This is a genomic window from Pedobacter fastidiosus, from assembly GCF_014306625.1.
GTDB classification, from domain to species: Bacteria; Bacteroidota; Bacteroidia; order Sphingobacteriales; family Sphingobacteriaceae; genus Pedobacter; species Pedobacter fastidiosus.
Genome location: NZ_JACRYL010000008.1, coordinates 1 through 22,316 on the forward strand (window position 1 = coordinate 1; position 22,316 = coordinate 22,316).

Genomic DNA, 22,316 nt, shown 5'->3' on the forward strand with positions numbered 1-22,316 from the left:
AACCTTATCAAATTAACTCGGCTAAGGGGAACTTTTTAGATTGGCGAAGAGGGGTCAATTTGAAGCGGTTTATCCAAGCTGAAATTAAATTTACGAATTAGTGTTCACAAACTTCCCAAACTATAGGACAAAAAGATTTTTAGAACACCATAATTTTACTCTTGTTTTGAATCATCTGTCTCTTGTTGCAACTTTTACTCAAAAATCCTTTCTAATACCTCCATGAAGTCAGACAGGTGTTCTAAAAATTCAACATTCTATGTAATTCAAAAAAATCGAAATGAAACCTTTCAGAAATAAAAGGTTTTTTGTTTATAATTTTTATTTAATTATTTTTGATTTAGAAAGTTAAATTTCTATATTTGCAACCCCAAAGGAATACAGCGAATGTAGACCTTTTTGCGAAAGTAGCTCAGTTGGTAGAGCACGACCTTGCCAAGGTCGGGGTCGCGAGTTCGAATCTCGTCTTTCGCTCCATAAATGCCTTCCTACCAGGAGGCATTTATTTTAAGAGCTTTAACTGCTCGATGCTCAGATGGTGGAACTGGTAGACACGCAGGACTTAAAATCCTGTGCCCTTAACAGGCGTGCGGGTTCGATTCCCGCTCTGAGTACTTCAAAAAAAAATCGAATAGAAACCTTTCAGAAATGAAAGGTTTTTTTGTTTGGAGCTTTTAATTGTCGTCGTATGTTTTTAGTCTATATCCTTCAATCCAGTAAAAATGGAAGATTTTATATCGGTCATACTGAAGATTTAATAAAAAGAATTCTGAGGCACAACAGCGGACAGGTTGTAGCCACCAAAAACAAGGGACCGTGGGAGGTTGTCTATAAAGAGATCTACTCAATAAGAAGCGAAGCAGTAAGAAGAGAATTGGAAATCAAATCCAAAAAGAGCAGGAAATATATCGAGACGCTGATTAACACACAGAAGTACTAGACACGTCCCGACCATAAAGTCGGGATGCCCTTAAAAGGCGTGCGGGTTCGATTCCCGCTCTGAGTACTTCAAAGAAAAATCGAAATGAAGACCTTTCAGAAATGAAAGGTTTTTTTGTTTGTGGCCTTTTAATTGTTCTCGAATGTTTTTAGTCTATATCCTACAATCCAGCAAAAGTGGAAGATTTTATATTGGTCATACTGAAGATTTAATAAAAAGAATTCTGAGGCACAACCATGGGCAGGTTGTAGCCACCAAAAATAAGGGGCCATGGGAGGTTGTCTATAAAGAAAGCTACTCAACAAGAAGCGAAGCAGTAAGAAGAGAATTGGAAATCAAATCCAAAAAGAGCAGGAAATATATCGAGGCACTGATTAACACACAGAACTACTAGACACGTCCCGACCATAAAGTCGGGATGCCCTTAACAGGCGTGCGGGTTCGATTCCCGCTCTGAGTACTTCAAAAAAATCGAATAGAAACCTTTCAGAAATGAAAGGTTTTTTTGTTTAAGAGAGAAAATAAATTCCGTCTATACCCTTCAATCCAGCAAAAGTTTGAGATTATTATCAACTATACCGAAAATTAAAATTTTTGCTGCAAGGAGATATTGAGAAGAAAATAGATCTCTTTTCTTATATTCGTTTATAACAACCAACGAAACATGTACTACAAAAAAACCATTGCAATTGCGTTAATCTCTGGATTGGCATTTTCGCTCAGCGCTTTTATGCCCCCACCAGAACAAAAAGCAAAAAACTTAAAAGTTCTACCTAAAAATATCAGTCATGAGGAGTTGGATAAAGTGATGGATAATTTTAAAATGGCGCTTGGGGTTCGATGTGGATTTTGTCATGTTCCAATGAAAGATAATCCTAAAAAAATGGATTTTGCAAGTGATGAAAAACCAGAAAAGGAAAGAGCAAGAGAAATGATGAGGATGACGGCGAAAATAAATAAAAAATATTTTCATAATGAAATGAAAGATGGTAAGCCATTTATGGCTGTTGCTTGCGTAACCTGCCATAACGGAAAATCGGAGCCTGCCAAGTAATTAATGGATAGAGAATTTTTCAAATTAAATAATCTCCTCCAATTCTTCAATTTATTATATCTCATTCCTATAAATCACATTAACGAATAGACCTAACAGGATAAACTACTTAAACTATAGATTTTATAGATTTAATTTGTATATTTGATTATTCTTTCCAAATAGCATTATATTATGCATTGAAATGAATGAATAGTCATGTGGCCGAGTGGTTAGGTAAAGGTCTGCAAAACCTACAACGGCGGTTCGATCCCGTCCATGACGTCGAAAATTTAGAAGTATAATTTAATTGTTCTAAACCCAAATTTAGGAATGGACAATAGAATTACTTTCTTGCCATTACGCTGACTAATTAAAGTTAAATCAGCTTTTTTCTTATGATTTAGTTCTACTAATTCAGCTTTATTTATCGGAACATTTAAATTTAAGGCAATCTTTCCTAGATCATCATTCGCATTGAAAATTCTAATCAACATAGTTTTCTTTTCTGTGGTGACAGATGATATTTCGTACCCAGTTCTGCTCAATTGAAATAAAGTTTCTTCAGTTTTTGATTTTGATGAAACTTGGAATACTTGTAAAGGCTCATTCCAATTTATGCTTTGAGTCCAAGTATTTGCCCCAGCCCAATTATTTCGATGCGGTATAAGTGCATAATTATACTTGGAAGCCCCTTCTATTTTATAATTTATCCCCCATAATCCCATTCCAGAATATTGCAAAGTTAAACCCAAAACACCTTTTTCATCATGAGTATAGCTTGTTGTGTGATCGTTTAATAAAGTTATCCCATATTTACCACTATTATCCACAACATCTACCCAATTCACAATTAAATTATTTTTTATGCTGTCCCAAGTATTAAAAAAAGTATTGCTTAATCCACTTTTCATTACATCAAAAGCAGAATTTTTAAAAACTTTTTGATTGCTTACAGCCAAAGGAAAAACCGCCAAAAACTTCAAGCTATCATTATAAAATGCTTTCTTATAATCATCAGCTTTCCATCCTTTTTCTTGCGCATAACCTTGCCCAATTCCTGGATTACCTACCCAATTCACATCAGTTTTAACATCTATAACCGCACTATTTTGCGTGAGTGTAATAAACTGCACAAAATTATGAATGGAGATTTTACCTTCTATTTTTAGTTTTACCTCAATGGGGCCATTTTCTATAATGGTAATCTTCGCAGGATTGTCTGCACTTGAAACATACATATTCTTTTTGTAAAAGAAACCTCGCATCTCATTAAAATAACGTTTGCCTTTTAAAGCAACGAAATCTTTTTGATCGATTTTTTTTGCGATAAGTTGTTCTATAATACCACCTTTAGATGCATTAAAAATAATTTTATACTGATTTGTATTTATTACACATTTATCATCAATTAACGTCGCCATTGATGAATAAGGCTGGTGGACCTTGATTTTTGCTTCTTTAATTTTGAACGTAGAAAACCCCATCGCAGGTGTACTAGCTAGAAAAAGTATTTTTCTCTCGGACGTATCGGTTTTGAATATAATTTGTGATTTTATGAATTCCCCACTCGAATTAAAAACCTGTGGATTTTCTAAATTATTTGGAAAGTTAATTCGAATTACCTCATTTCTTGGGTAAGCTTGGGTGTTATAAACTCTAAAATTTAACCCATTATCAGATTTTTGATCTATTGATTTCAATACTATGCTATCGCAAATCTGATTTGAATTCTTTGCCCAGTAACTTACTTGCTGAGCCCAATTCCAATTCTTTTCCTTATTAACGATGTTATATGGCACAATCCACGAATCGTGATGCTGTGCAAGCAATAAATTTTCCCAAGCCGAATCGAATTTCCCTACATTAAAAGTTGATGCATTTGAAATAGAATTTATTGCGTCAATTTTCTCAGACATAATAATTTTATTCTCTGCCCTCCTAGTTTCTTGCGCAAGTTTTTGCAAAATCTGAGCGCCCCAAACTAAGCTCACCTGAAGATCTTCTTGATTCAATTTCCAAGTTTTTATACTTTTCTTATCTGCAATGTTTTGGAAATAATTTCGCCAAGTTGTGTAGCTAAAGTTTTTTGGCTCACCAAGCCATGGGCCATTTTTCCAACCTGCATCTTGCAAGCACATCCCTATTGGGTTTAAAATTCCATATTTAAAAGCGCTTTCCTTATAGGCTTTAGAATTGTTCCAAGCCGTAGTTTGCCAAGTAGATTTTGGCTGTAAATCTTCTGTTGCATAACGAGGAACTGTTAATAAAGTAGAGCCATCAGAACCTATCCAGTTTATTAGTTCGCCTCCAAAAGCTCGAGTATATCCCCCCCAACAAGTATTTGGATTTTTTAACGATGCATAAGAATAACCAAATGAAGTTAATATTTGAGGTAGTGCGCTGGTAAAGCAAGGCTCTTCCGAACTGTAGGTATGAAATTCTGCTGTTGGAAAATGAGATTTAATTTTCTTAATCCCATATTCAAATTGCCTAATTACCGATTCTCCTTGAAGATTAAAAAGATAACTCTGTCCATAAGAGGGGTTAACGAATTCTACCTTCCCTGAAACGGATTGATTTTCAACTATTTGTTTAAAGTGAAGATAGTTTTGTGAATCGTTTTCCTGAACAAAATCCCAAGTAACAGGTTCTATTTCTAAATTAATTTTCCATAACGGGTTCTGATCTAATTTTTCTACTATAAAACCAGTGTATTGGTTGGGGTAATGTCCCCAAATCCCGCCATGATATCCATCAATAAAAAAGCTTCTTTGCGCCACAGATGGATGGAAAAGAAACAATGAAAGAATAGATAGTAAAAAACTTCGATTCATTAGGACAAATTTGGAAGGGATATTTAGCTTCTATCCTACTAATTAAGCAAAAATATCTGGTGATCAGAATTTCTACTCCAAACAAAAAGCCTCTGATTAAAATCAGAGGCTTAGAAATAAGGATATATTTTATTATTATATTTTTGCTTCTTTTTGTACAACTACGTGTTCATCAGTACCTTCTTGACCGTTTTTAAATTCTTTAATCCCTTTACCTAAACCTTTCATTAATTCAGGAATTTTCTTTCCGCCAAATAATAACAGAATTGCTACACCTACGATAATCAATTCCGGTCCGCCAAGAATGGCTGCTGTTGTTGCATTTAACATTGTTTTTTAGTTTAGAGGGTTTTAAAAAATGAGTCCCTTAATGGTGGGAACATACATAATATACGTGGAACTTGCCCTTATGGTTCTCGTTTCGGAAAATAAAATTAAAGTCTAAGCAAATATTGTCGAAAACAGTTTATTGGAATAAAGTTTTGCTTTAAAATCAAAAATATGAGAGGTAGCCATTACTTCGTTTACGCCATAAAAATCAACAAAACCACTAAGTTTTTCTTTAATTGTTTCAGGATCCCCAATGAAAGAATAGGCCAGCATTTGCTCCACTGCTTCTTTCTCATAAACACTCCAAACATCGTCAATATTATCTACAGGTGGTTTTAACAAACTTCTTTTTCCTGTTATTACGCCTAAAAACATTTGCTTAACAGAGCTCGATAATCTTTCGGCCTCTTGATCGGTATCTGCAACAACTACATTTACACAAGCAATTACATAAGGTTCCTTTAAATATTGGGAAGGTTTAAAATTAGCTTTATAAAGCGCTATTGCTTGTTCAAAATAGGCTGGTGCAAAGTGACTTGCAAATGCATAAGGCAAACCCTTTTCGGCTGCAAGTTTTGCGCTATCGGTACTCGAACCTAAAATCCATATTGGAATATCTAGTCCTTCTCCGGGAATAGCACGAACATTACTGTTGCTGTTTTCTTTTGAAAATAACCTTTGAAGCCTCTCCACATCTTTAGGGAAATTATGTGCAGCGTTAAAATTCTCTCCTCTTATCGCCATAGCAGTAACCTGATCGGTTCCAGGTGCCCTGCCTAATCCTAAATCTATTCGGTTTGGATAAAGAGATGCCAGTGTTCCAAACTGTTCTGCAACGATAAGTGGCGAATGGTTTGGAAGCATAATTCCGCCAGAACCTACACGAATGGTTTTGGTTCCGTTTGCAATATAACCGATTAAAACTGCGGTTGCAGAACTGGCTACACTCGCCATATTATGATGTTCTGCAAACCAATAGCGAGTGTAACCCAATTCTTCTGATTGCCGAGCGAGTTCAAGACTCTTTGGAAATGTATCTGCAGGAGTTTCTCCATCTAATACGGTTGCAAGATCAAGAATTGAGTATGGTATATTTTTTAAAACGTCTTCGTTCATATTATTACAGGGAATTAAACAAATAAGAAGCACAAAAATATTGGTAATTATGGCAAACTTTCAATTTCCGAATACTTATGACGGTAAGTATACATTTGGCTTAATCCTATAAATTTTTCCTTAGTTTAAAATTTACAAAATCGATTTATTAAGATAGAATGATGTTTTATCAAACAATATCGTCGTTCCTTTGCTTATATAAAAATAACCGTTTTTAAAAAAACTGATGTTAACTTCTCAATTAAAACAAATACTTACAAATGAAAAACATTAAATTAATTGTACCCGCTTTACTTTTATTATTCTCGGCCTGTAGTCAGGCAACCAGAAGTACGGGAAGTGATCTAAATGCTGGAGCAAAAACAGACTCAACAATGGCAAGTGATTCTCTTGTAGCAAAAATTGCTATAAATGGCAAAGTTATACAAGGCGATCCATTGGTAATGAGGTTTGTTGTTTACAACAATACCCAAGCTCTTAAAAGTTTCTGTATTTGGCACACACCATTTGAGCCATTAATGAGTAAATATTTAGACATTACTGATGAAAAAGGTGAACAAGTGGCTTATAAAGGCCCCATGGCTAAAAGAATTATGCCTCCACCTGCTGATAGTTACTCAAAAGTGGAACCTGGAGATAGTTTAGTTGGGAATGCAGATTTGCTTAAGGCGTATGATTTAAAAAAAGGATCAAGCTATAAAGTCGTTTACAATGGTGGCAATATGAGCGGTTTGGTATCGAAAGATACAGTGACTTTTGTTTACGAGGACATTCATTAGTTTTATTCTTATAAATATAAATGGATTATGCTTTGACAACTCTTTTAAAACGTTAGTAAAGTTGTCAAAGCAAAAATTCATCGATCAATGGCTATCGCCTAGAATTTGAGAAAAATCCATCCATCTTAAACCTGGTTGAAGCGGTATCCCCCGATTTTTCTATCGGGGATTTAGCGAAAAATAGGGCTACAATCGGCAAAGGATTACAGAACCATAAATTTCCAAATTATAAATTTGAAGTAAATAAAAAATCAAGGCTGCTATTTATTATAATAAGCCTCTTTTTCTAAGCATTGGCTTGATATCTGGATTGTGTCCTCTAAAATTAAAAAACATTTTACCCAAATCTTCCGTATTTCCTTTTGATAAAATTAAATCACGGAAACGTTGCCCATTTGCTCTAGATAAGCCACCATTTTCTTGAAACCAAGAGAATGCATCATTTTCGAGCATGGAAGTCCAGCTGTAAGCATAGTAACCCGCCGCATAACCATTGCTCCAAATATGCAAGAAATAGCTCGATCTATAACGAGGCGGAACATAAGATAAATTAAGATTTGTTTTCTTTAAAGCCTCAGTTTCGAATTTATCAACGTCTTGCAAAGGTGCTCCTGCAGGAATGGTATGCCATTGCATATCTAAATCTGCAGCTGCTAAAGCCTCAGTAAAAATATAACCCTGATTGAATGCACTTGCTTTTTTAATTTTATCTAACAGTGTCTGTGGCATTGGAGCACCCGTTTGATAATGAACTGCGTAGTTTTTTAATACTTTTGGATCAGATGCCCAATGCTCGTTAAATTGCGATGGAAATTCTACGTAATCGCGAGCCACGTTAGTACCCGAAAGACTCGGATATTGCTGATTTGCGAACAATCCGTGTAAGCCATGTCCAAATTCATGGAACATTGTAGTTACATCATCAAAACTGATTAATGCTGGCTTTCCAGCTTCTGGTTTGGCAAAATTACATACATTATAAATTACCGGTTTAGTGCCAAATAATTTAGATTGAGGCACAAGATTGTCCATCCAAGCGCCACCGTCTTTATTATCTCGCTTGTAATAATCGCAATAGAATAAACCCAACTGACTTCCATCTTTATCCAAAACATCAAAAACACGAACATCTTCCTGATAAACAGGCAAATCTTTACGCTCCTTAAAACTGATTCCATAAAGTTGGTTGGCCGCATAAAACACACCATTTTCTAAAACTTTATTCAATTCGAAATAAGGCTTAACTTCATTCTCATCCAAATCATATTTCGCCTTGCGAACCTGTTCTGCATAAAAATCCCAGTCCCACGGCTCAACTTTAAAGCCACCCTTTTGCTGATCGATTACAGCTTGAATATCCGCAGCTTCACCTTTTGCTTTCGCTGTTGCTGCAGGAATAACTTTGCTAAAAAATTCTTCGACTGCTTCTGGTGTTTTTGCCATTTGATTTTTGAGTTTCCACGATGCGTAGTTTTTAAAACCTAATAACTGTGCTTGAGAAGCTCGGATTTGGGCAATTCTTGAAATATTTTTTCGGGTATCATTTGCATCACCCTTCTCTGCACGATTCCAAGAATCATTAAATAACTTTTCGCGTTTAGATCGATCCGTCATCGATTGCAATTCTGGCTGTTGGGTGGTGTTTTTTAAGCCCTTGCCTGCAGCTTGTAATTGAGCAGTGAATTTTGCACTTAAAGATGATTCTTCTTTATTCAATTCTTTAAGCTTCTCTTTATCCGTTTCGGATAATTTGGCACCGGCCAGTTCAAATTTTTGATAATAATATTCCAATAAACGAAGTGATTCTGCATCTAATTTAAGTTTATCTTTTTGCTGAAAAACAGCTTCTACACGTTTAAATAACTTAGTATTTAAGTAAATCGCATCTGTATTGGCTGTTAATTTAGGGGCCTCTTCTTCTTTAACTTTTTGTAAATCTGGATTGGTATTTGCACCAGTAAGCAAAGTAAAAACCATATTTACACGCCCTAACAATTGCCCGCTTTTCTCAATCCCTAAAATTGTATTTTTAAATGTTGGGGCCTCCGCTTGGTTGGCTACTTTATTAATCTCAACCATTTGTTGCTTCATGCCTTCTTCTAATGCCGGCTTGAAATCTCCACTTTTTATTTTATCGAATGCAGGAGCTTGAAAGGCGAGTTCGCTCGCCTTAAAAAAAGGATTTGAAGAAGAGAATGTATCACTGCTTTCATCAGCAGTTTTTTTGTTGTTACAAGACCCCATAATAACCAATAAAGCCAGCATGGGCAAATAAGATATTTTTTTCATGAATTATATAAAGTTAAGCTTACGTTAAAAGTAAGAAATAAAGAGGAAAATTTCTTGCTGGCAACCAATTTAGAATGTAATGTGTATTATGCTTATTGTCAATTCATTATTATTAATGATCAAATAAAATTCGAGAAAATCAGTTAATTTAACCCAAGTAAAACATTTACAGCTTTTATCCGTTCTATAAATGTAACCAAGTAGAAATCATCATGAATGTAAACTATTATAAATCGCAACCAGCTCTCATAAAATTTGGTCATGATCATAAAGATTCTGATGAAAATTCGGTAACCATACAGAAACTTGTCGATAACGATAAATACTATGTAGTACTGGTAAATGGAAGAAGCATTTCAATTATAAAAAAGTAAAATTCTCGCAAATTATATTAACAAAGCCATTCATATTAAATATGAGTGGCTTTGTTGTTTGTTATCTCTTCATTAACGTATTTTTTTAATTTACAGGATATTCATTTGGAAAGCAAAACCTCCCCCTTGCCCCCTCCAGAGGGGGATACAAAGTGCAATAGCGATGTGGATAAAAAAGGAAACCCATTTTACTATATGCGATTCGCAGGTAGTGCGCCCATCTCCCCCGCTGGCGGGGGAATTAAAGGGGGTGGTATTTTTAGCCTCCTTACCAAGAGATAAAAGATCCTAGCAGATTGTCAAAATAACTTCATCAGCGTAAATCCTTTTTATCTGCGGGAGAATTATTTCGAAAACAAACCTCCCATTGCCAACCCCAGAGGGGGATACAAAGTGCCGATAGCGATGTGGATAAAAAAGGAAACCCATTTTACTATATGCGATTCGCAGGTAGTGCGCCCATCTCCCCCGGTGGCGGGGGAATTAAAGGGGGTGGTATTTTTAGCCTCCTGACCAAGAGATAAAAAATGCCGATTTTTCCGGCAAATCCCCCCAATCATATTATTTAATTTTCTTCAGCAAGTTTCTTGAAATTATTTAGAATGGCCTGCCAGCCAATTTGTTGCATCTCAACGGGATTGGTTTCCTCAGCATCGAAAGTTTCGGTAACCAGCGTTTTATCTCCATCTGCTTCGAAAACAATTTTTACTCTTCTATCATCGGCTAAAGTATACTCAATTAACTTATTTTCTTCAACTGCAGTATAAGTTCCGCCGAAATCAAAGCTCATTTTACCATCTTTAGCGGCCATTGTTGTCGAAAATTTACCACCTATATGCAAATCATTTTCTGCTTTTGGCGCATGCCAATCTGCAGATGCAAAAGCCCAATTTTTAATGTGTTCTGGATTGTTCCAAAATTCCCAAACCTTTTCAACGGTTGCATTAATACTTGCGCTAACTGTTATTGGTGTTCTATTCTCCATTTTTTATTCATTTAAATTGTTGCTATAAAGATAAGAGAACTTACAACATCCCGAATGGGGTAATCACGACAAATTAAGGTGGAATATTGTGCTACAAATGAATTGATAACAATTTGCCAATTTGCATTTTTAATTATTGGAGGAGGTTTGAGTTAAGCGATCTAATTTTCGGCTAGTTACAAATCAATTTTAGAATGCTAACTTCATTTACTGATTAGAATTCAAATTATTTTAACGTAACAATTCGAATATTATTTGATTCGCATAATTTTTGATTTGAAAGGAATACTTGGATATTGCAACCATAATATAAATTTGCGGTGTAATTTATACACTATGCCCCGAACACCCAAATCTTATCTTGCTATTTGTCTATTTTTTATCGGTTTTTTATCTGCAAATGCCCAAACCCTAACGCTTAAGCAGGCTGTAAATACAGCATTAAGTAATTATGGAACCATAAAAGCAAAGAATAATTATGCCAATGCTTCTAAGGCAATAATTCAACAGACCAAAAGAGAGTACCTTCCAAACTTTAATCTTAGTGCACAACAAGATTATGGAACCATTAATGGCCAAAATGGCCCACAATATGGTTTAGGTGGATTAGGAACTGCATCTTCTGGGCCTGCTTTGGATAAGCAAAATTGGAATGCAGCATTTGGTGCACTGTATTTGGCTAATGTTAACTGGGACTTTTTTACTTTCGGGAGAATTAAACAGCGCATAAAAATTGCCGATGCAGCTTACAAAAGAGATCAAAATGATTTAGAGCAAGAAAAATTCCAGCAAGAAATTAGAGTTTCTGCAGCTTATTTAAATTTGTTGGCAGCACAGCGATTAACTAAATCTCAGCAAAAGAATCTTAATAGAGCAATCACCTTTAAAAATACTGCAGTTATTAGAGCTAAAAACGGCCTAATTGCCGGTGTAGATTCGTCCTTCGCCAAAGCAGAAGTTTCAAGTGCGAAAATTGCCTTAACCAAGGCGAAGGATTTAGAGCAAGAACAAGCAAATAGATTAGGTGTATTGATGGGTTTAACTGCCACGGATTACGAGTTAGATACAGCCTCCATCAGTAGAATTCCAACTGATTTAATAAGTGATACGACTATCAAATCAACCCATCCTTTATTAAAATATTATCAAAATAGAATTGATGTTAGTAACGAGCAAACGAGTTATTTTAAACGGCTTTACTTTCCAACTTTCTCCTTGTTTGGCGTTATGCAAGGTCGTGGCTCTGGTTTCAGCACCGGTTATGCGCTAGATCAAACAGCATATTCTACAAGTTATACAGATGGAATAAACCCAACAAGAGGAAACTATTTGATTGGAATAGGAATGACTTGGAACTTAACCACAATTCTTCGAAATCATCCTCAGGTTCGTGCTCAACAATATATAAGCGAAGGTTTAAAAGATGAGTATGAACTAGTAGATCAGCAACTTAAAGCGCAGTTAGCGCTAGCAGATGCAAAACTTAAAAATGCGCTTGATAATTACAATGAAGCGCCAATTCAGGTTAAAGCCGCATCTGATGCTTACCTACAAAAAAGCACCTTATACAAAAACGGCCTAACTACACTTGTTGATCTTACCCAAACACTTTTCACACTAAACCGAGCCGAAACAGATAGAGATATTGCCTACACAAATGTTTGGCAAGCACTCCTTTTAAAATCTGCTGCTTTAGGAAATTACGACATATTTATCAACGAATTTTAATCTTGCTATATAAATGAACTTAATACGTTTCGCACTCCGAAAACCCATTTCTATCTTAGTTTTAGTTGCAGGATTATTCTTTTTTGGGATTGGCGCCATCAATCAAATCAAAGTGGATATTTTACCACAGATGAATCTCCCGGTGATTTATATAGCGCACCCTTTTGGTGGCTACACACCTAATCAAATGGAGGCTTATTTTGGAAAGCAATACGTTAACATCTTGCTTTTTGCAAATGGGATTAAAAGCATTGAAACCAAGAATACTCAAGGTTTGATGCTGATGAAATTAACGTATTACGAAGGCACAAATATGGCACAAGCGGCCGCAGAATTGAGTGCGCTATCTAATCGGGCACAGGCAATTTTCCCACCGGGTTCTCAGCCTCCCTTTGTAATTCGATTTGATGCTTCTTCCCTCCCAGTTGGCCAATTGGTACTGAGCAGCTCCATTAGAAATAATAATGAATTACAAGACTTAGCCAATACCTATGTGCGCCCAGGGTTTTCTTCAATTCCTGGTTTATTATCTCCAGCTCCATTTGGTGGAAGTCCGAGAACGATAGAAATTAATGTAAACCCCTCCCTACTTCGTTCGCATAATTTAACGGTCGATCAGGTTGTAGAAGCCATTAGATTAAATAATCAAACGGCTCCATCAGGAAACATTAGAATTGGAGATAAAAACTACATAACCCCAACAAATTACACCATTAAAAAAGTTAAGGATTTCGAGAATATTCCTTTATTTAAAGGTGGCGTTCAAAATTTACAGCTTCGCGATGTTGCAACAATTAAAGATGGGGCAGATTTAGTTGCTGGTTATGCCTTAATTAATGGCAAACGATCGGTGTATTTAAGTATTGCGAAATCTGGAGATGCTTCTACTTGGGATGTGGTTAAAAATTTAAAGAAAAATCTGCCCACCATTCAAAATTCCTTGCCCGAAGATGTTAAACTTTCTTATGAGTTTGATCAATCCGTTTATGTAATTAATGCAGTAAAAAGTCTGGTCAGCGAGGGTGCAATCGGCGCTATTTTAACAGGCTTAATGGTTTTGCTTTTCTTAGGCGATAAACGAGCTGCCTTAATTGTAATTTTAACCATTCCAACATCGATTATTGCAGGGGTGCTTTTCTTAAAGCTGTTCGGACAAACCATCAACATCATGACTTTGAGCGGTTTAGCCTTAGCCATTGGGATTTTAGTTGATGAATCTACCGTAACGATAGAAAATATTCACCAGCATTTTGATATGGGAAAACCGAAGGCGCTCGCCATTTGGGATGCTTGTAAAGAAATCGCTTTCCCAAAACTTTTAATTCTGTTCTGTATCCTTGCAGTTTTTGCTCCTGCATTTACCATGACAGGGATTCCTGGTGCGCTATTTTTACCCTTAGCATTGGCAATCGGCTTTTCAATGGTCGTTTCGTTTTTACTATCGCAAACCTTTGTGCCCATTATGGCAAATTGGTTAATGGTTGCGCATCCTAAAAAGGGAAGTGAAAATCATCCAGGAATTACTCAGGATGATGCTGATTTCCAAGCGACTGGAATCCCAATAGAATCGGAAAAAGATACCTTGAACCAGAAAAGAGTTCTCGTAGAAAGAGAAGATTTTAGTGGCAATGGTAAAATTGGCTTTTTTGATAAATTTAGAAACCGTTTTATGCGTTTTCTCGATCGAATTTTACCTTACCGAAAACCAGTTGTTTTAATTTATTTAGTCTCGATAATTGGCTTAGCCGCATTACTATTGTTAAATATCGGTCGAGATGTTTTACCTAGAGTTAATTCTAGCCAATTTCAATTGCGATTACGTGCGCCCGATGGAACACGTTTAGAACGAACGGAAGAAAAAGCAAATGTAGTTTTAGCCGAACTTAAAAAAATGGTTGGAGCTGAACACGTTGGCATTTCATCTGTTTATATTGGTCAGCATCCTGCGCAATATTCGGTAAATCCCATTTACCAATTTATGGCTGGCCCACATGAAGCAGTTTTTCAGGTTAGCTTGAAAGATTATGAAGCAGACATGGATGATTTCAAAGATAAATTCAGAGAAAAAATTAAAAGTGTTTTACCGGATGTTAAACTTTCTTTCGAACCAATAGAATTAACCGATAAAGTTTTAAGCCAAGGTTCCCCTACTCCTGTGGAAGTCAGAATTGCCGGAAAAAACAAGAAACTAAACGAAAAGTATGCGAATAAAATTCTATCCGAATTAAAGGAAATTCCTTACATGAGGGATGTTCAAATCGCTCAGCCAATTAAATATCCTTCACTAAACATTGATGTCGATAGAACCCGAGCTGCGCAAATTGGAATAGATATGGCCGATATTTCTAGATCTCTTATTGCCTCCACTTCTTCATCCCGTTATACGGATAAAAATATTTGGCTTGATGAAAAGAGTGCGCTTCCTTATAATGTGCAGGTTCAGGTTCCGCTTAATCAAATGACGACCAAAGATGATATTGGTGAAATACCGCTGTTAAAAAATGCTTCGAGACCTGTTTTAAGCGATGTAGCTAAAATTACGCCTGACACAACTTACGGCGAAAACGATAATATTGGAGCAATGCCATTCCTTTCTGTAACTGCAAATCTTTACCATAAAGATTTGGGAACAGCATCAAAAGACGTTGCAAAAGCGATAAAAGATGTTGGCGAATTGCCACGCGGTTTAAACGTTTCTGCAGTTGGCTTAAGCAAAGTTTTAACGGAGACTTTAGATAGTTTACAATCTGGTTTATTGGTTGCCATTGTGGTAATCTTTTTAATGCTAGCGGCAAACTTTCAATCTTTTAAAGTTCCATTGGTTATTTTGGCAACCGTTCCTGCTGTAATTTTAGGTTCTTTGTTACTTTTAACAATTACCGGATCAACGTTAAATCTTCAATCTTATATGGGTATAATCATGTCTGTTGGCGTTTCAATAGCCAATGCAGTTTTACTGATTACCAACGCAGAGCAATTAAGAAAACATAATGGCAACGCTTTACAATCTGCCAGGGAGGCCGCCGCTTTACGTTTGCGCCCAATTATAATGACGAGTATAGCCATGATTGCAGGTATGTTACCAATGGCAATTGGCCATGGCGAGGGTGGTGGCGCAGTTTCTCCACTGGGCAGATCAGTTATTGGTGGGTTATTGGCATCTACATTTGCCGTATTAATTATTTTGCCACTTGTGTTTGCTTGGGTTCAGGGTAAAGAAACTACTAATTCAATGTCGCTGGATCCAGAAGACGAAGAAAGCATTCACTACATTAAAGGTTTAGAAGAAAACGAATAAATTATCATCACAAATGAAAACGAAGATATTCTCAAAAGTATTATTAGGTACAAGTTTAGCATTTATAACGGCAATTTATGGCTGTGGCAATTCAGAAACCAAAGTCGACGCCAAAAAAGAAAAGGATGTAGCAATTGCAACGTTCGATTTGAAAAAAGATAAATTATCAACTTCATTAAGCTTACCCGGCGAATTAATTGCATTACAGCAAGTAGATTTATATGCAAAAGTGAGCAGTTTTGTTAAAACCTTAAAAGTTGATATTGGCTCAGAAGTAACGAGAGGCCAAATACTAATAACATTAGAAGCACCAGAAATGACTTCTCAGTTTGCTGCAGCACAATCAAAACTTAAAGCTCAAGAAGCAATTTACACCGCAAGCAAAGCAAATTATAATCGCTTATACGAAACTAGTAAAACCCCGGGAACCATTTCGACAAATGATTTAGACCAAGCCATGGCGAGAAGAAATTCTGATTTAGCTCAACTTGACGCGGCCAAAGCATCTGTTAGAGAAGTGGGCTCTGTTCAAGACTACCTAACAATTAGAGCACCATTTAGCGGAATTATTTCCGCAAGAAATGTAAATCTAGGTGCTTATGTTGGTCCGTCGGGTAAAGGTTCTGATTTGCCTTTATTTACTTTGCAAGATCAAAAGAATTTACGTTTAGCAGTTTCAATTCCTGAAGTTTATACCGGTTATTTAAAAGATGGTGATGAAGTAAGTTTTACTGTAAAATCGATTCCAAGTCAAACTTTTAAAGCCAAAGTAAAAAGAATGTCAGGCGCTTTAGATAGTCGTTTACGCTCTGAACGGGTAGAAATGGATGTTCCAAACGCGAGCAAAGCTCTTCTCCCGGGTATGGTTGCGGAGGTTAATATTCCATTACCTGCAAATGCAAGCACTTTTATTATTTCTAAAAAATCACTGCTGGATACCAGTGAAGGTTATTTTATACTGAAAGTAGTTGATGGTAAAGCGGTAAAAGTTTCAGTAAAAAAAGGAAGGGAAACGGATGATAAAGTTGAGGTTTTTGGAAATTTAACAGAAGGTGACAAATTAGTTGCAGAACCGACAGAGGAAATGCATGAAGGAATGGCGATTAAATCTTAAATTTGTTAGTAACAAGCATTTAGGATTATGTTAACTAAGCATCAGGAGCTTTCTACATTAAGTAAAAAGGAAACGCTAGAGGATTTTTATAATCGTTTAAAAATTACGCGTCCAGAAATCCCTACGCCAAGCTTGGGCATGATCAATGATATTGGGCACTTCAATGTTTTTAACCGAGCGGTTGTTTGTACCAATATGCCTTCGGCATTTAGCAGACGCGATTTTTATAAAATATCGCTAATTGTTGGCAATGGGATTTTGCATTATTCTGATGCTCAAATTGAAATAAACGGAAGGGCTTTATTATTTACCAATCCAAATATTCCATATTCATGGGAAAGCACATCTCCAAAACCAGCCGGATATTTCTGTCTCTTTACCGAAAACTTTATTCACAATAGAAACGAAAGCTTAAGAGATTCTCTTCTTTGGAAAATAAACGATAGTCCGGTTATTCATGTTGATGCCGAACAGGAAGAAACCTTAAAAGGGATTTTCTGCAAAATGATGAAAGAGATGGATGGTGACTATATCCATAAATATGATTTGTTGCGTAATTATGTGCAACTACTTGCACATGAAGCATTAAAAGTTCAGCCTTTGGGTATAACTTTTAAGCAAAATAATGCATCGGTAAGGCTTACTGCTCTGTTTATCGAACTTTTAGAAAGACAATTTCCTATTGGCTCAACAGAACACGTTTTAGAATTAAAAACCGCTCATGATTTTGCCGCAAGACTTTCAGTTCATGTTAATCATTTAAATCATGCGGTTAAAGAAGTTACTGGTAAAACAACTTCAGAACATATCTCTAAAAGAATAACGACCGAAGCAGTCGCTTTGTTAAAGCATACGGAATGGAATATTTCGCAAATTGCCTATTGCTTAGGTTTTGAATATCCGGCAAATTTTAATATTTTTTTCAAACGCCAAATGCAGTCTACGCCGAAATCTTTCAGGAGCTAATTAATTTTTAACCAGCCCGTTATACTCATTCTCTGCTTATTGGTTACCAAAACTTCATGTTCCAATTCAGCGCTTTTAAAAAACACGCTTTTTCCATTTTCTGGTGAGATATTTTGCAAAGAATTTTCATGATGAATACAGAGTTCACCCCCATCTTTAGCCAGCCAATCTTCGTTTAAATACATTACCATAGAGTATTGCCTGCTTCCATTGTTTTGAAACTGATCGATATGTTTTTTGTAGAACGCTCCTGATTCATACAGGGTATAATGGAACTCGTAACCCGTAATTCCCGTATAACAAGTACTGTTTAAATAAAGTATGAATTTATCCATCAGATCAAAAAAATCATTTTCGTGTTGATTTCCATGTTTTCTATCCAACCAATAAATTACATCACCTCTAATCAGTTTATTTTGATTAATTATCAAATTATTTCCAATCCCTGCGGTGAGTAGTTTTTTCTCGTTAAATAAATTTATTAGATTTTCTTTTAAATGGGAAGCTAAAGAAATACTTAGAAAGTTATCTGCAATACCAACTTCATCTTTAATAAAACTGTCTATAAGCGTGTCAAATATTTTCTCCAAACGAGATCGCGATTACCTTATTAAAGCCGTTGCCTGTAATCTCGCTTAAGGTAGTCTTATTATGGCGATATAAATTAACTATCAAATTTTATATGTTTCAAATTACTAAATTGCATGTTCAAACCAAATTATATGAAATATCTTATTACGCTCTCAATTCTTTGCGGTTTTCTAAATCTCCATGCTCAAGATAGTTCTAAAGTTAGAACAGTACAATCTATAGTAACTCTAAAAGGGAACATGATCCCCAAAACGGATACAACCTTAGTTTTTTACGATGAAAAAGGAAAGGCTTTGCACTATTACCAATACGACAAACTATTCCGTAGTGGATTATACTCACTGAAGTATAGCACGGAGAAAGCTACATATGGAAAACAAATTGTTACAAGATTATCTGATGAAGAAGTGAGCAAGTTCAGTTCGATTATTAGAGAACACACCGAGCTTAAAAATCCATTTATTTACAAAGGCAAAAAACTCGATATTGCGCCATTAACAGCTTTTTACGAACCTGAGCAACTGGCCAATAAAATTATTATTCAAGTTTATTGGTACGCAAGCTGTGGTACTTGCACCGAACATTTTACTGCTTTAAGTGCGTTTATAAAAGAATTAGGAGACCCAAAGGATGTAATAATTTTAGCCATCACGACAGATAATAACGATGTTGCGGTTAAGAAACTAAAAGAATTGCCGCTTAGAAATGCTCAATTAATCAGTTCTGGAAAAGCACTTTCTGATGCCTATCAAATTACTGCATTTCCTGCATATATCGTAACGGATAGAAATCATGTTATAACCCATGCGGCTGTAGGAAGTTCGAGGTTAACATTGCCAGATTTGAAAGAGGCAATCAAAGCCGTAGTAGCGAAATAATTGATTTTTATGCAGATCTTCCCAGCCCAATATTCAACATTATCTTCAGTTGCGCTGAAGAAATATTTAATTGAGATTTATCAATTAGATGCATCTACAGCATGTAGTTTATTGATAAGAAATGTAAGCGATACCTATATATTGGAAAATGAAAACGAGAAATTCATCTTCAAAATTTATCGTGATGCACATAGAAAATTCAGCGAAATTGAAGCGGAAGTAGAACTGTTAAATATTTTAAAAGAAAATAATCATCCAGTTTCCCATCCTATAAAAGATTTAAACGGTAAACAGATTCAACAATTTAATGCCGCTGAAGGGATTAGAAATGGTGTTTTATTTTCTTATGCGGAAGGAAAAGTTGTTCTTGATTTAAGCATCAAAGATTTAGAAAAATTTGGAATGGAACTGGCGCTCATCCACAATACTACCTCATCCATCAAACTTAAAAATACAAGACAGCCTTATAATTTCAATACCACGCTTTTCGAACCTATTAAAACGCTGAGACCTCATTTTGCTGAGATGCCAGATGAATATCAATACTTGGAAGAAATTTCAGAGAAAGTTATTACAAAGTTTAAACAATTCGATACTGATAATTTTAGCTTTGGGTATTGCCATTACGATTTTTTTCCTAAAAACTTCCATTTTGATGAGGCAGGAAACATCACCTTTTTTGATTTTGATTTTGCTGGAGAAGGTTATTTAATTAATGATTTAATGTCCTTTCTCAATCATTACTTTTTCCATAGACTAAACAATCTAATTTCAGAAGAACAAGCTATTAAAGATTTTGAAACTTTTTTAAAAGCTTATCAAATTAACAGAAATCTTACTGCGGATGAGATAAAAGCCATTCCCTATTTGGGTATAACCTTTCATATTTTCTTTTTAAAATTCTTTTACGATAACTACGATGATTGGTCTAACGCATTTTTGACGCCACGATATGTTAAACATAGAGTAGAGTTGATTAAAAAGTGGGTAGAAATGTATTGTAACTTTTAAGCAATGCGTTTTCAAATCTCCTCCAGCTTAGTTATATTGGTTAAATAATTCAGAATCAACCCTATGGACCAGAAAATAATCACCCTTTACGATCAGTACACGCACAGCCAGTTAAACAGAAAAGATTTCATGAAAAAGCTGGCAATACTTGCAGGTAGTACAGCTTTGGCTATGACAATTTTGCCCATGCTGGAAAATAATTATGCAGCTGCTGCAGAATTTATCAGTGATGAAATAGAGATTGAGAACATCACTTATGCTGGCGCTGATGGCGAAATTAAAGCTGTTTTAGCCAAACCAAAAGGCAAAAAGAATTTAGGCTCTGTATTGGTTATTCACGAGAATAGAGGTTTAAATCCGCATATTATCGACGTAACCAAACGCGTAGCCGCAGAAGGTTTTATTGCCCTTGGAGTTGATGCCTTGTCACCTCTTGGTGGTACTCCAGCTGATGAAGATAAAGGAAGAGAACTGATTGGAAAACTAGATCCTGAAAAAAATCTGCAGAACTATTTAAAAGGACTTGACTATTTACGCAAAAGAAAGGATGGAAATGGAAAAGTGGGTTGCGTAGGATTTTGTTGGGGCGGTGGAATGGCTAACAAACTTGCTGTGAATGACCCCAAACTTAATGCTGCAGTAGCTTATTACGGCGCACAACCCGCTACAGCCGATGTTGCTAAAATAAAAGCAAGTGTAATGTTGCATTATGGTGGTTTAGACGAGCGTATTAATGCCGGTATTCCAGCTTACGAACAAGCTTTAAAAGACAATAAAATTGATTACAAACTTTATATTTACGAAGGTGTAAACCATGCTTTTAATAACAACACGTCGCCAACAAGATATAATGAAGCCGCCGCAAAGTTAGCTTGGCAGAGAACGATTGATTTGTTTAAAAACAAGTTAGCGCTTCTAACCCGATAAAACTAAACGATCATCAGCCTAAATTCATTTCAGGGTCTATCGTACAAAAAAAGTTGCTGAAATGAATTCAGCATAACGACAGGATTAGGACTCGGCTTGATGTAAATATCGATTTTTAGTTTGCTATCCTACCCTTGAATGGTGAAGTTTAAATTTTAAAAAAGATCAGTCTTTAGCATGGCTTTCAAAATATTCGACTGAACATCGAAATTATTAAGATGGTTCAAGAAATTAATGTCTGAAATTTTATGATAGCTATCTTCTAACAAAGCAATAATCTCATCAGGAATTGCCGTTTTTAAAACCGCGGCATTACTGGCGAGTTTATCATTTTTGTACTGCAATTCTTGAACAATTTTTTCTCTTTCAGATAAGTTATTAGATTGATCTAATCCGTTTAAGATTTCTAGATCACAGAAAAGGAAAAGATTCCGACTCGGAAAAAATAAGAAGTAGTTGTCGAGATCTAAAAATTTATAAACTTCGATAACGAGTTCGCCAGATTTTAAACCAATAAAAAACGCTGTTTTAAAATCGTATTTACACAATTTCCCCATCAATTTTTTCTCAATCGTGGCGAAAACATTGGTGTAAACCTGCTTTGTTTGATAATCTATCAGCTTCGAAAATTGATCTGTTTTTAAATCGAAATAAAAATCGTTGGCATATTTAGAACTAAAAACATTAATATTTTTAGCAAAAGGAAAATCGGATGTTAAATCGGAAAGTACTTCGAAGAGTTTTCTTAGCGTTTGATTAATTTTTAAAGATTGCCTTTGCTTATCGATATTGAAATTCTTTTGACTCACGACTGCTCCTGACATTCGATCGATCAACTCTTCATTTAAGTTGATTTCATCGTAAATTAAAACAACATTTTTTTCGTTGCTCTTCTTTATTTTTTTAAGAAGATCGATAACACTAGCGGTAAACTGAAGATGAAAAAGCTCTAATTTTTCAATTTCTAGATCTTCATTTCCAGCAAATAATTGATGAATAACCTGGCTTCGGAGGTAAATTTTATAAATAATTTCTTCATCAAAAAACACAGAGAGCAACTGTAAACGGTTAATCTCTGTGTTTGATTGTTTTAGAATATTTAAACGGTATTCATCCATGG

At 35.5% G+C, this 22,316-nt stretch carries 19 protein-coding genes and 3 tRNA genes; 15 read left to right on the forward strand and 7 right to left on the reverse strand.

From position 1 onward, the window contains the following. Positions 1-401: 401 nt before the first annotated feature. From H7U22_RS10055 to H7U22_RS10080, 6 genes are all read left to right on the forward strand, one after another. Positions 402-477: transfer RNA gene (locus H7U22_RS10055), tRNA-Gly, on the forward strand. Between the two features lie 52 nt (positions 478-529). Further along, positions 530-614 (forward strand) — tRNA-Leu (locus tag H7U22_RS10060). A 74-nt stretch (positions 615-688) separates the two neighbouring features. Then, on the forward strand, positions 689-940 hold the full coding sequence (locus H7U22_RS10065) for a GIY-YIG nuclease family protein (protein WP_187071234.1): 252 nt from the start codon (positions 689-691) through the stop codon (positions 938-940). Between the two features lie 142 nt (positions 941-1,082). Then, positions 1,083-1,334 carry a GIY-YIG nuclease family protein gene (locus tag H7U22_RS10070; protein WP_187071235.1) on the forward strand — a complete coding sequence of 84 codons (252 nt, stop codon included), beginning with the start codon at positions 1,083-1,085 and terminating at the stop codon, positions 1,332-1,334. Positions 1,335-1,604: 270 nt separating this feature from the next. Continuing rightward, complete coding sequence (locus H7U22_RS10075; RefSeq protein WP_187071236.1) at positions 1,605-1,994, forward strand: c-type cytochrome; 390 nt, start codon at positions 1,605-1,607, stop codon at positions 1,992-1,994. Positions 1,995-2,188: 194 nt separating this feature from the next. Beyond that, positions 2,189-2,259, forward strand: a tRNA-Cys gene (locus H7U22_RS10080). Positions 2,260-2,266: 7 nt separating this feature from the next. On the opposite strand, the gene H7U22_RS10085 is transcribed toward H7U22_RS10080, so the two are convergent. The 3 genes from H7U22_RS10085 to H7U22_RS10095 form a co-directional block, all read right to left on the reverse strand. Beyond that, positions 2,267-4,810: a glycoside hydrolase family 38 C-terminal domain-containing protein gene (locus H7U22_RS10085; RefSeq protein ID WP_187071237.1), complete on the reverse strand. Its 2,544-nt coding sequence runs from the start codon at positions 4,808-4,810 to the stop codon at positions 2,267-2,269. Positions 4,811-4,945: 135 nt separating this feature from the next. Further along, a complete protein-coding gene (locus tag H7U22_RS10090; RefSeq protein WP_187071238.1) occupies positions 4,946-5,140 on the reverse strand; it encodes a Sec-independent protein translocase subunit TatA/TatB in 195 nt (64 codons plus the stop codon). Between the two features lie 111 nt (positions 5,141-5,251). Beyond that, positions 5,252-6,256, reverse strand: coding sequence for an LLM class flavin-dependent oxidoreductase (locus tag H7U22_RS10095; RefSeq protein ID WP_187071239.1), 1,005 nt, complete (start codon positions 6,254-6,256; stop codon positions 5,252-5,254). Positions 6,257-6,516: 260 nt separating this feature from the next. Between H7U22_RS10095 and H7U22_RS10100 the strand changes: the two genes are divergently transcribed. Next, a complete protein-coding gene (locus H7U22_RS10100; protein WP_187071240.1) occupies positions 6,517-7,035 on the forward strand; it encodes a protease in 519 nt (172 codons plus the stop codon). 267 nt (positions 7,036-7,302) lie between these two features. Here H7U22_RS10100 and H7U22_RS10105 read toward each other — a convergent pair whose 3' ends face one another. Further along, a complete protein-coding gene (locus H7U22_RS10105) occupies positions 7,303-9,324 on the reverse strand; it encodes a M3 family metallopeptidase (RefSeq protein WP_187071241.1) in 2,022 nt (673 codons plus the stop codon). Between the two features lie 212 nt (positions 9,325-9,536). On the opposite strand from H7U22_RS10105, the gene H7U22_RS10110 reads away from it, so the two are divergent. Then, on the forward strand, positions 9,537-9,698 hold the full coding sequence (locus H7U22_RS10110) for a hypothetical protein (RefSeq protein WP_187071242.1): 162 nt from the start codon (positions 9,537-9,539) through the stop codon (positions 9,696-9,698). A 565-nt stretch (positions 9,699-10,263) separates the two neighbouring features. Here H7U22_RS10110 and H7U22_RS10115 read toward each other — a convergent pair. Then, positions 10,264-10,683: an SRPBCC family protein gene (locus H7U22_RS10115; protein WP_187071243.1), complete on the reverse strand. Its 420-nt coding sequence runs from the start codon at positions 10,681-10,683 to the stop codon at positions 10,264-10,266. Positions 10,684-11,019: 336 nt separating this feature from the next. Between H7U22_RS10115 and H7U22_RS10120 the strand changes: the two genes are divergently transcribed. Genes H7U22_RS10120 through H7U22_RS10135 form a run of 4 tightly spaced genes read left to right on the forward strand, consistent with a single transcriptional unit; the run spans position 11,020 to position 17,789 of the window. Further along, a complete protein-coding gene (locus H7U22_RS10120; RefSeq protein ID WP_187071244.1) occupies positions 11,020-12,411 on the forward strand; it encodes a TolC family protein in 1,392 nt (463 codons plus the stop codon). 13 nt (positions 12,412-12,424) lie between these two features. After that, complete coding sequence (locus H7U22_RS10125; protein WP_187071245.1) at positions 12,425-15,709, forward strand: efflux RND transporter permease subunit; 3,285 nt, start codon at positions 12,425-12,427, stop codon at positions 15,707-15,709. Between the two features lie 13 nt (positions 15,710-15,722). Then, positions 15,723-16,823, forward strand: a complete 1,101-nt coding sequence (locus H7U22_RS10130) for an efflux RND transporter periplasmic adaptor subunit (RefSeq protein WP_187071246.1) — start codon at positions 15,723-15,725, stop codon at positions 16,821-16,823. Positions 16,824-16,850: 27 nt separating this feature from the next. Further along, on the forward strand, positions 16,851-17,789 hold the full coding sequence (locus H7U22_RS10135) for a helix-turn-helix domain-containing protein (RefSeq protein WP_187071247.1): 939 nt from the start codon (positions 16,851-16,853) through the stop codon (positions 17,787-17,789). Here the strand turns inward: H7U22_RS10135 and H7U22_RS10140 are convergent. Then, entirely contained in the window at positions 17,786-18,379 is a 594-nt protein-coding gene (locus H7U22_RS10140) for a 2OG-Fe(II) oxygenase (protein ID WP_187071248.1), read from the reverse strand. The genes H7U22_RS10135 and H7U22_RS10140 overlap by 4 nt on opposite strands. Positions 18,380-18,511: 132 nt before the next feature. Here H7U22_RS10140 and H7U22_RS10145 point away from each other — a divergent pair, with 132 nt between their 5' ends. The 3 genes from H7U22_RS10145 to H7U22_RS10155 all read left to right on the forward strand — a co-directional run bounded on the left by H7U22_RS10145 (position 18,512) and on the right by H7U22_RS10155 (position 21,196). Continuing rightward, on the forward strand, positions 18,512-19,258 hold the full coding sequence (locus H7U22_RS10145; RefSeq protein WP_187071249.1) for a TlpA family protein disulfide reductase: 747 nt from the start codon (positions 18,512-18,514) through the stop codon (positions 19,256-19,258). A 9-nt stretch (positions 19,259-19,267) separates the two neighbouring features. Then, a complete protein-coding gene (locus H7U22_RS10150; protein WP_187071250.1) occupies positions 19,268-20,269 on the forward strand; it encodes a phosphotransferase enzyme family protein in 1,002 nt (333 codons plus the stop codon). A gap of 63 nt (positions 20,270-20,332) precedes the next feature. Continuing rightward, positions 20,333-21,196, forward strand: coding sequence for a dienelactone hydrolase family protein (locus H7U22_RS10155; RefSeq protein ID WP_187071251.1), 864 nt, complete (start codon positions 20,333-20,335; stop codon positions 21,194-21,196). 155 nt (positions 21,197-21,351) lie between these two features. Here H7U22_RS10155 and H7U22_RS10160 read toward each other — a convergent pair whose 3' ends face one another. After that, positions 21,352-22,314, reverse strand: a complete 963-nt coding sequence (locus H7U22_RS10160) for a hypothetical protein (RefSeq protein ID WP_187071252.1) — start codon at positions 22,312-22,314, stop codon at positions 21,352-21,354. Between the last annotated feature and the right edge of the window lie 2 nt (positions 22,315-22,316).

Excerpts from the sequence above, each read along its gene's own strand:
- H7U22_RS10115 (WP_187071243.1), bottom strand. The coding sequence starts at position 10,683 with ATGGAGAATAGAACACCAATAACAGTTAGCGCAAGTATTAATGCAACC.
- H7U22_RS10120 (WP_187071244.1), top strand. The coding sequence starts at position 11,020 with ATGCCCCGAACACCCAAATCTTATCTTGCTATTTGTCTATTTTTTATC.
- H7U22_RS10160 (WP_187071252.1), bottom strand. The coding sequence starts at position 22,314 with ATGGATGAATACCGTTTAAATATTCTAAAACAATCAAACACAGAGATT.
- H7U22_RS10155 (WP_187071251.1), top strand. The coding sequence starts at position 20,333 with ATGGACCAGAAAATAATCACCCTTTACGATCAGTACACGCACAGCCAG.
- H7U22_RS10110 (WP_187071242.1), top strand. The coding sequence starts at position 9,537 with ATGAATGTAAACTATTATAAATCGCAACCAGCTCTCATAAAATTTGGT.
- H7U22_RS10090 (WP_187071238.1), bottom strand. The coding sequence starts at position 5,140 with ATGTTAAATGCAACAACAGCAGCCATTCTTGGCGGACCGGAATTGATT.
- H7U22_RS10105 (WP_187071241.1), bottom strand. The coding sequence starts at position 9,324 with ATGAAAAAAATATCTTATTTGCCCATGCTGGCTTTATTGGTTATTATG.
- H7U22_RS10130 (WP_187071246.1), top strand. The coding sequence starts at position 15,723 with ATGAAAACGAAGATATTCTCAAAAGTATTATTAGGTACAAGTTTAGCA.
- H7U22_RS10145 (WP_187071249.1), top strand. The coding sequence starts at position 18,512 with ATGAAATATCTTATTACGCTCTCAATTCTTTGCGGTTTTCTAAATCTC.
- H7U22_RS10100 (WP_187071240.1), top strand. The coding sequence starts at position 6,517 with ATGAAAAACATTAAATTAATTGTACCCGCTTTACTTTTATTATTCTCG.
- H7U22_RS10150 (WP_187071250.1), top strand. The coding sequence starts at position 19,268 with ATGCAGATCTTCCCAGCCCAATATTCAACATTATCTTCAGTTGCGCTG.
- H7U22_RS10070 (WP_187071235.1), top strand. The coding sequence starts at position 1,083 with ATGTTTTTAGTCTATATCCTACAATCCAGCAAAAGTGGAAGATTTTAT.
- H7U22_RS10065 (WP_187071234.1), top strand. The coding sequence starts at position 689 with ATGTTTTTAGTCTATATCCTTCAATCCAGTAAAAATGGAAGATTTTAT.
- H7U22_RS10075 (WP_187071236.1), top strand. The coding sequence starts at position 1,605 with ATGTACTACAAAAAAACCATTGCAATTGCGTTAATCTCTGGATTGGCA.
- H7U22_RS10095 (WP_187071239.1), bottom strand. The coding sequence starts at position 6,256 with ATGAACGAAGACGTTTTAAAAAATATACCATACTCAATTCTTGATCTT.
- H7U22_RS10125 (WP_187071245.1), top strand. The coding sequence starts at position 12,425 with ATGAACTTAATACGTTTCGCACTCCGAAAACCCATTTCTATCTTAGTT.
- H7U22_RS10085 (WP_187071237.1), bottom strand. The coding sequence starts at position 4,810 with ATGAATCGAAGTTTTTTACTATCTATTCTTTCATTGTTTCTTTTCCAT.
- H7U22_RS10135 (WP_187071247.1), top strand. The coding sequence starts at position 16,851 with ATGTTAACTAAGCATCAGGAGCTTTCTACATTAAGTAAAAAGGAAACG.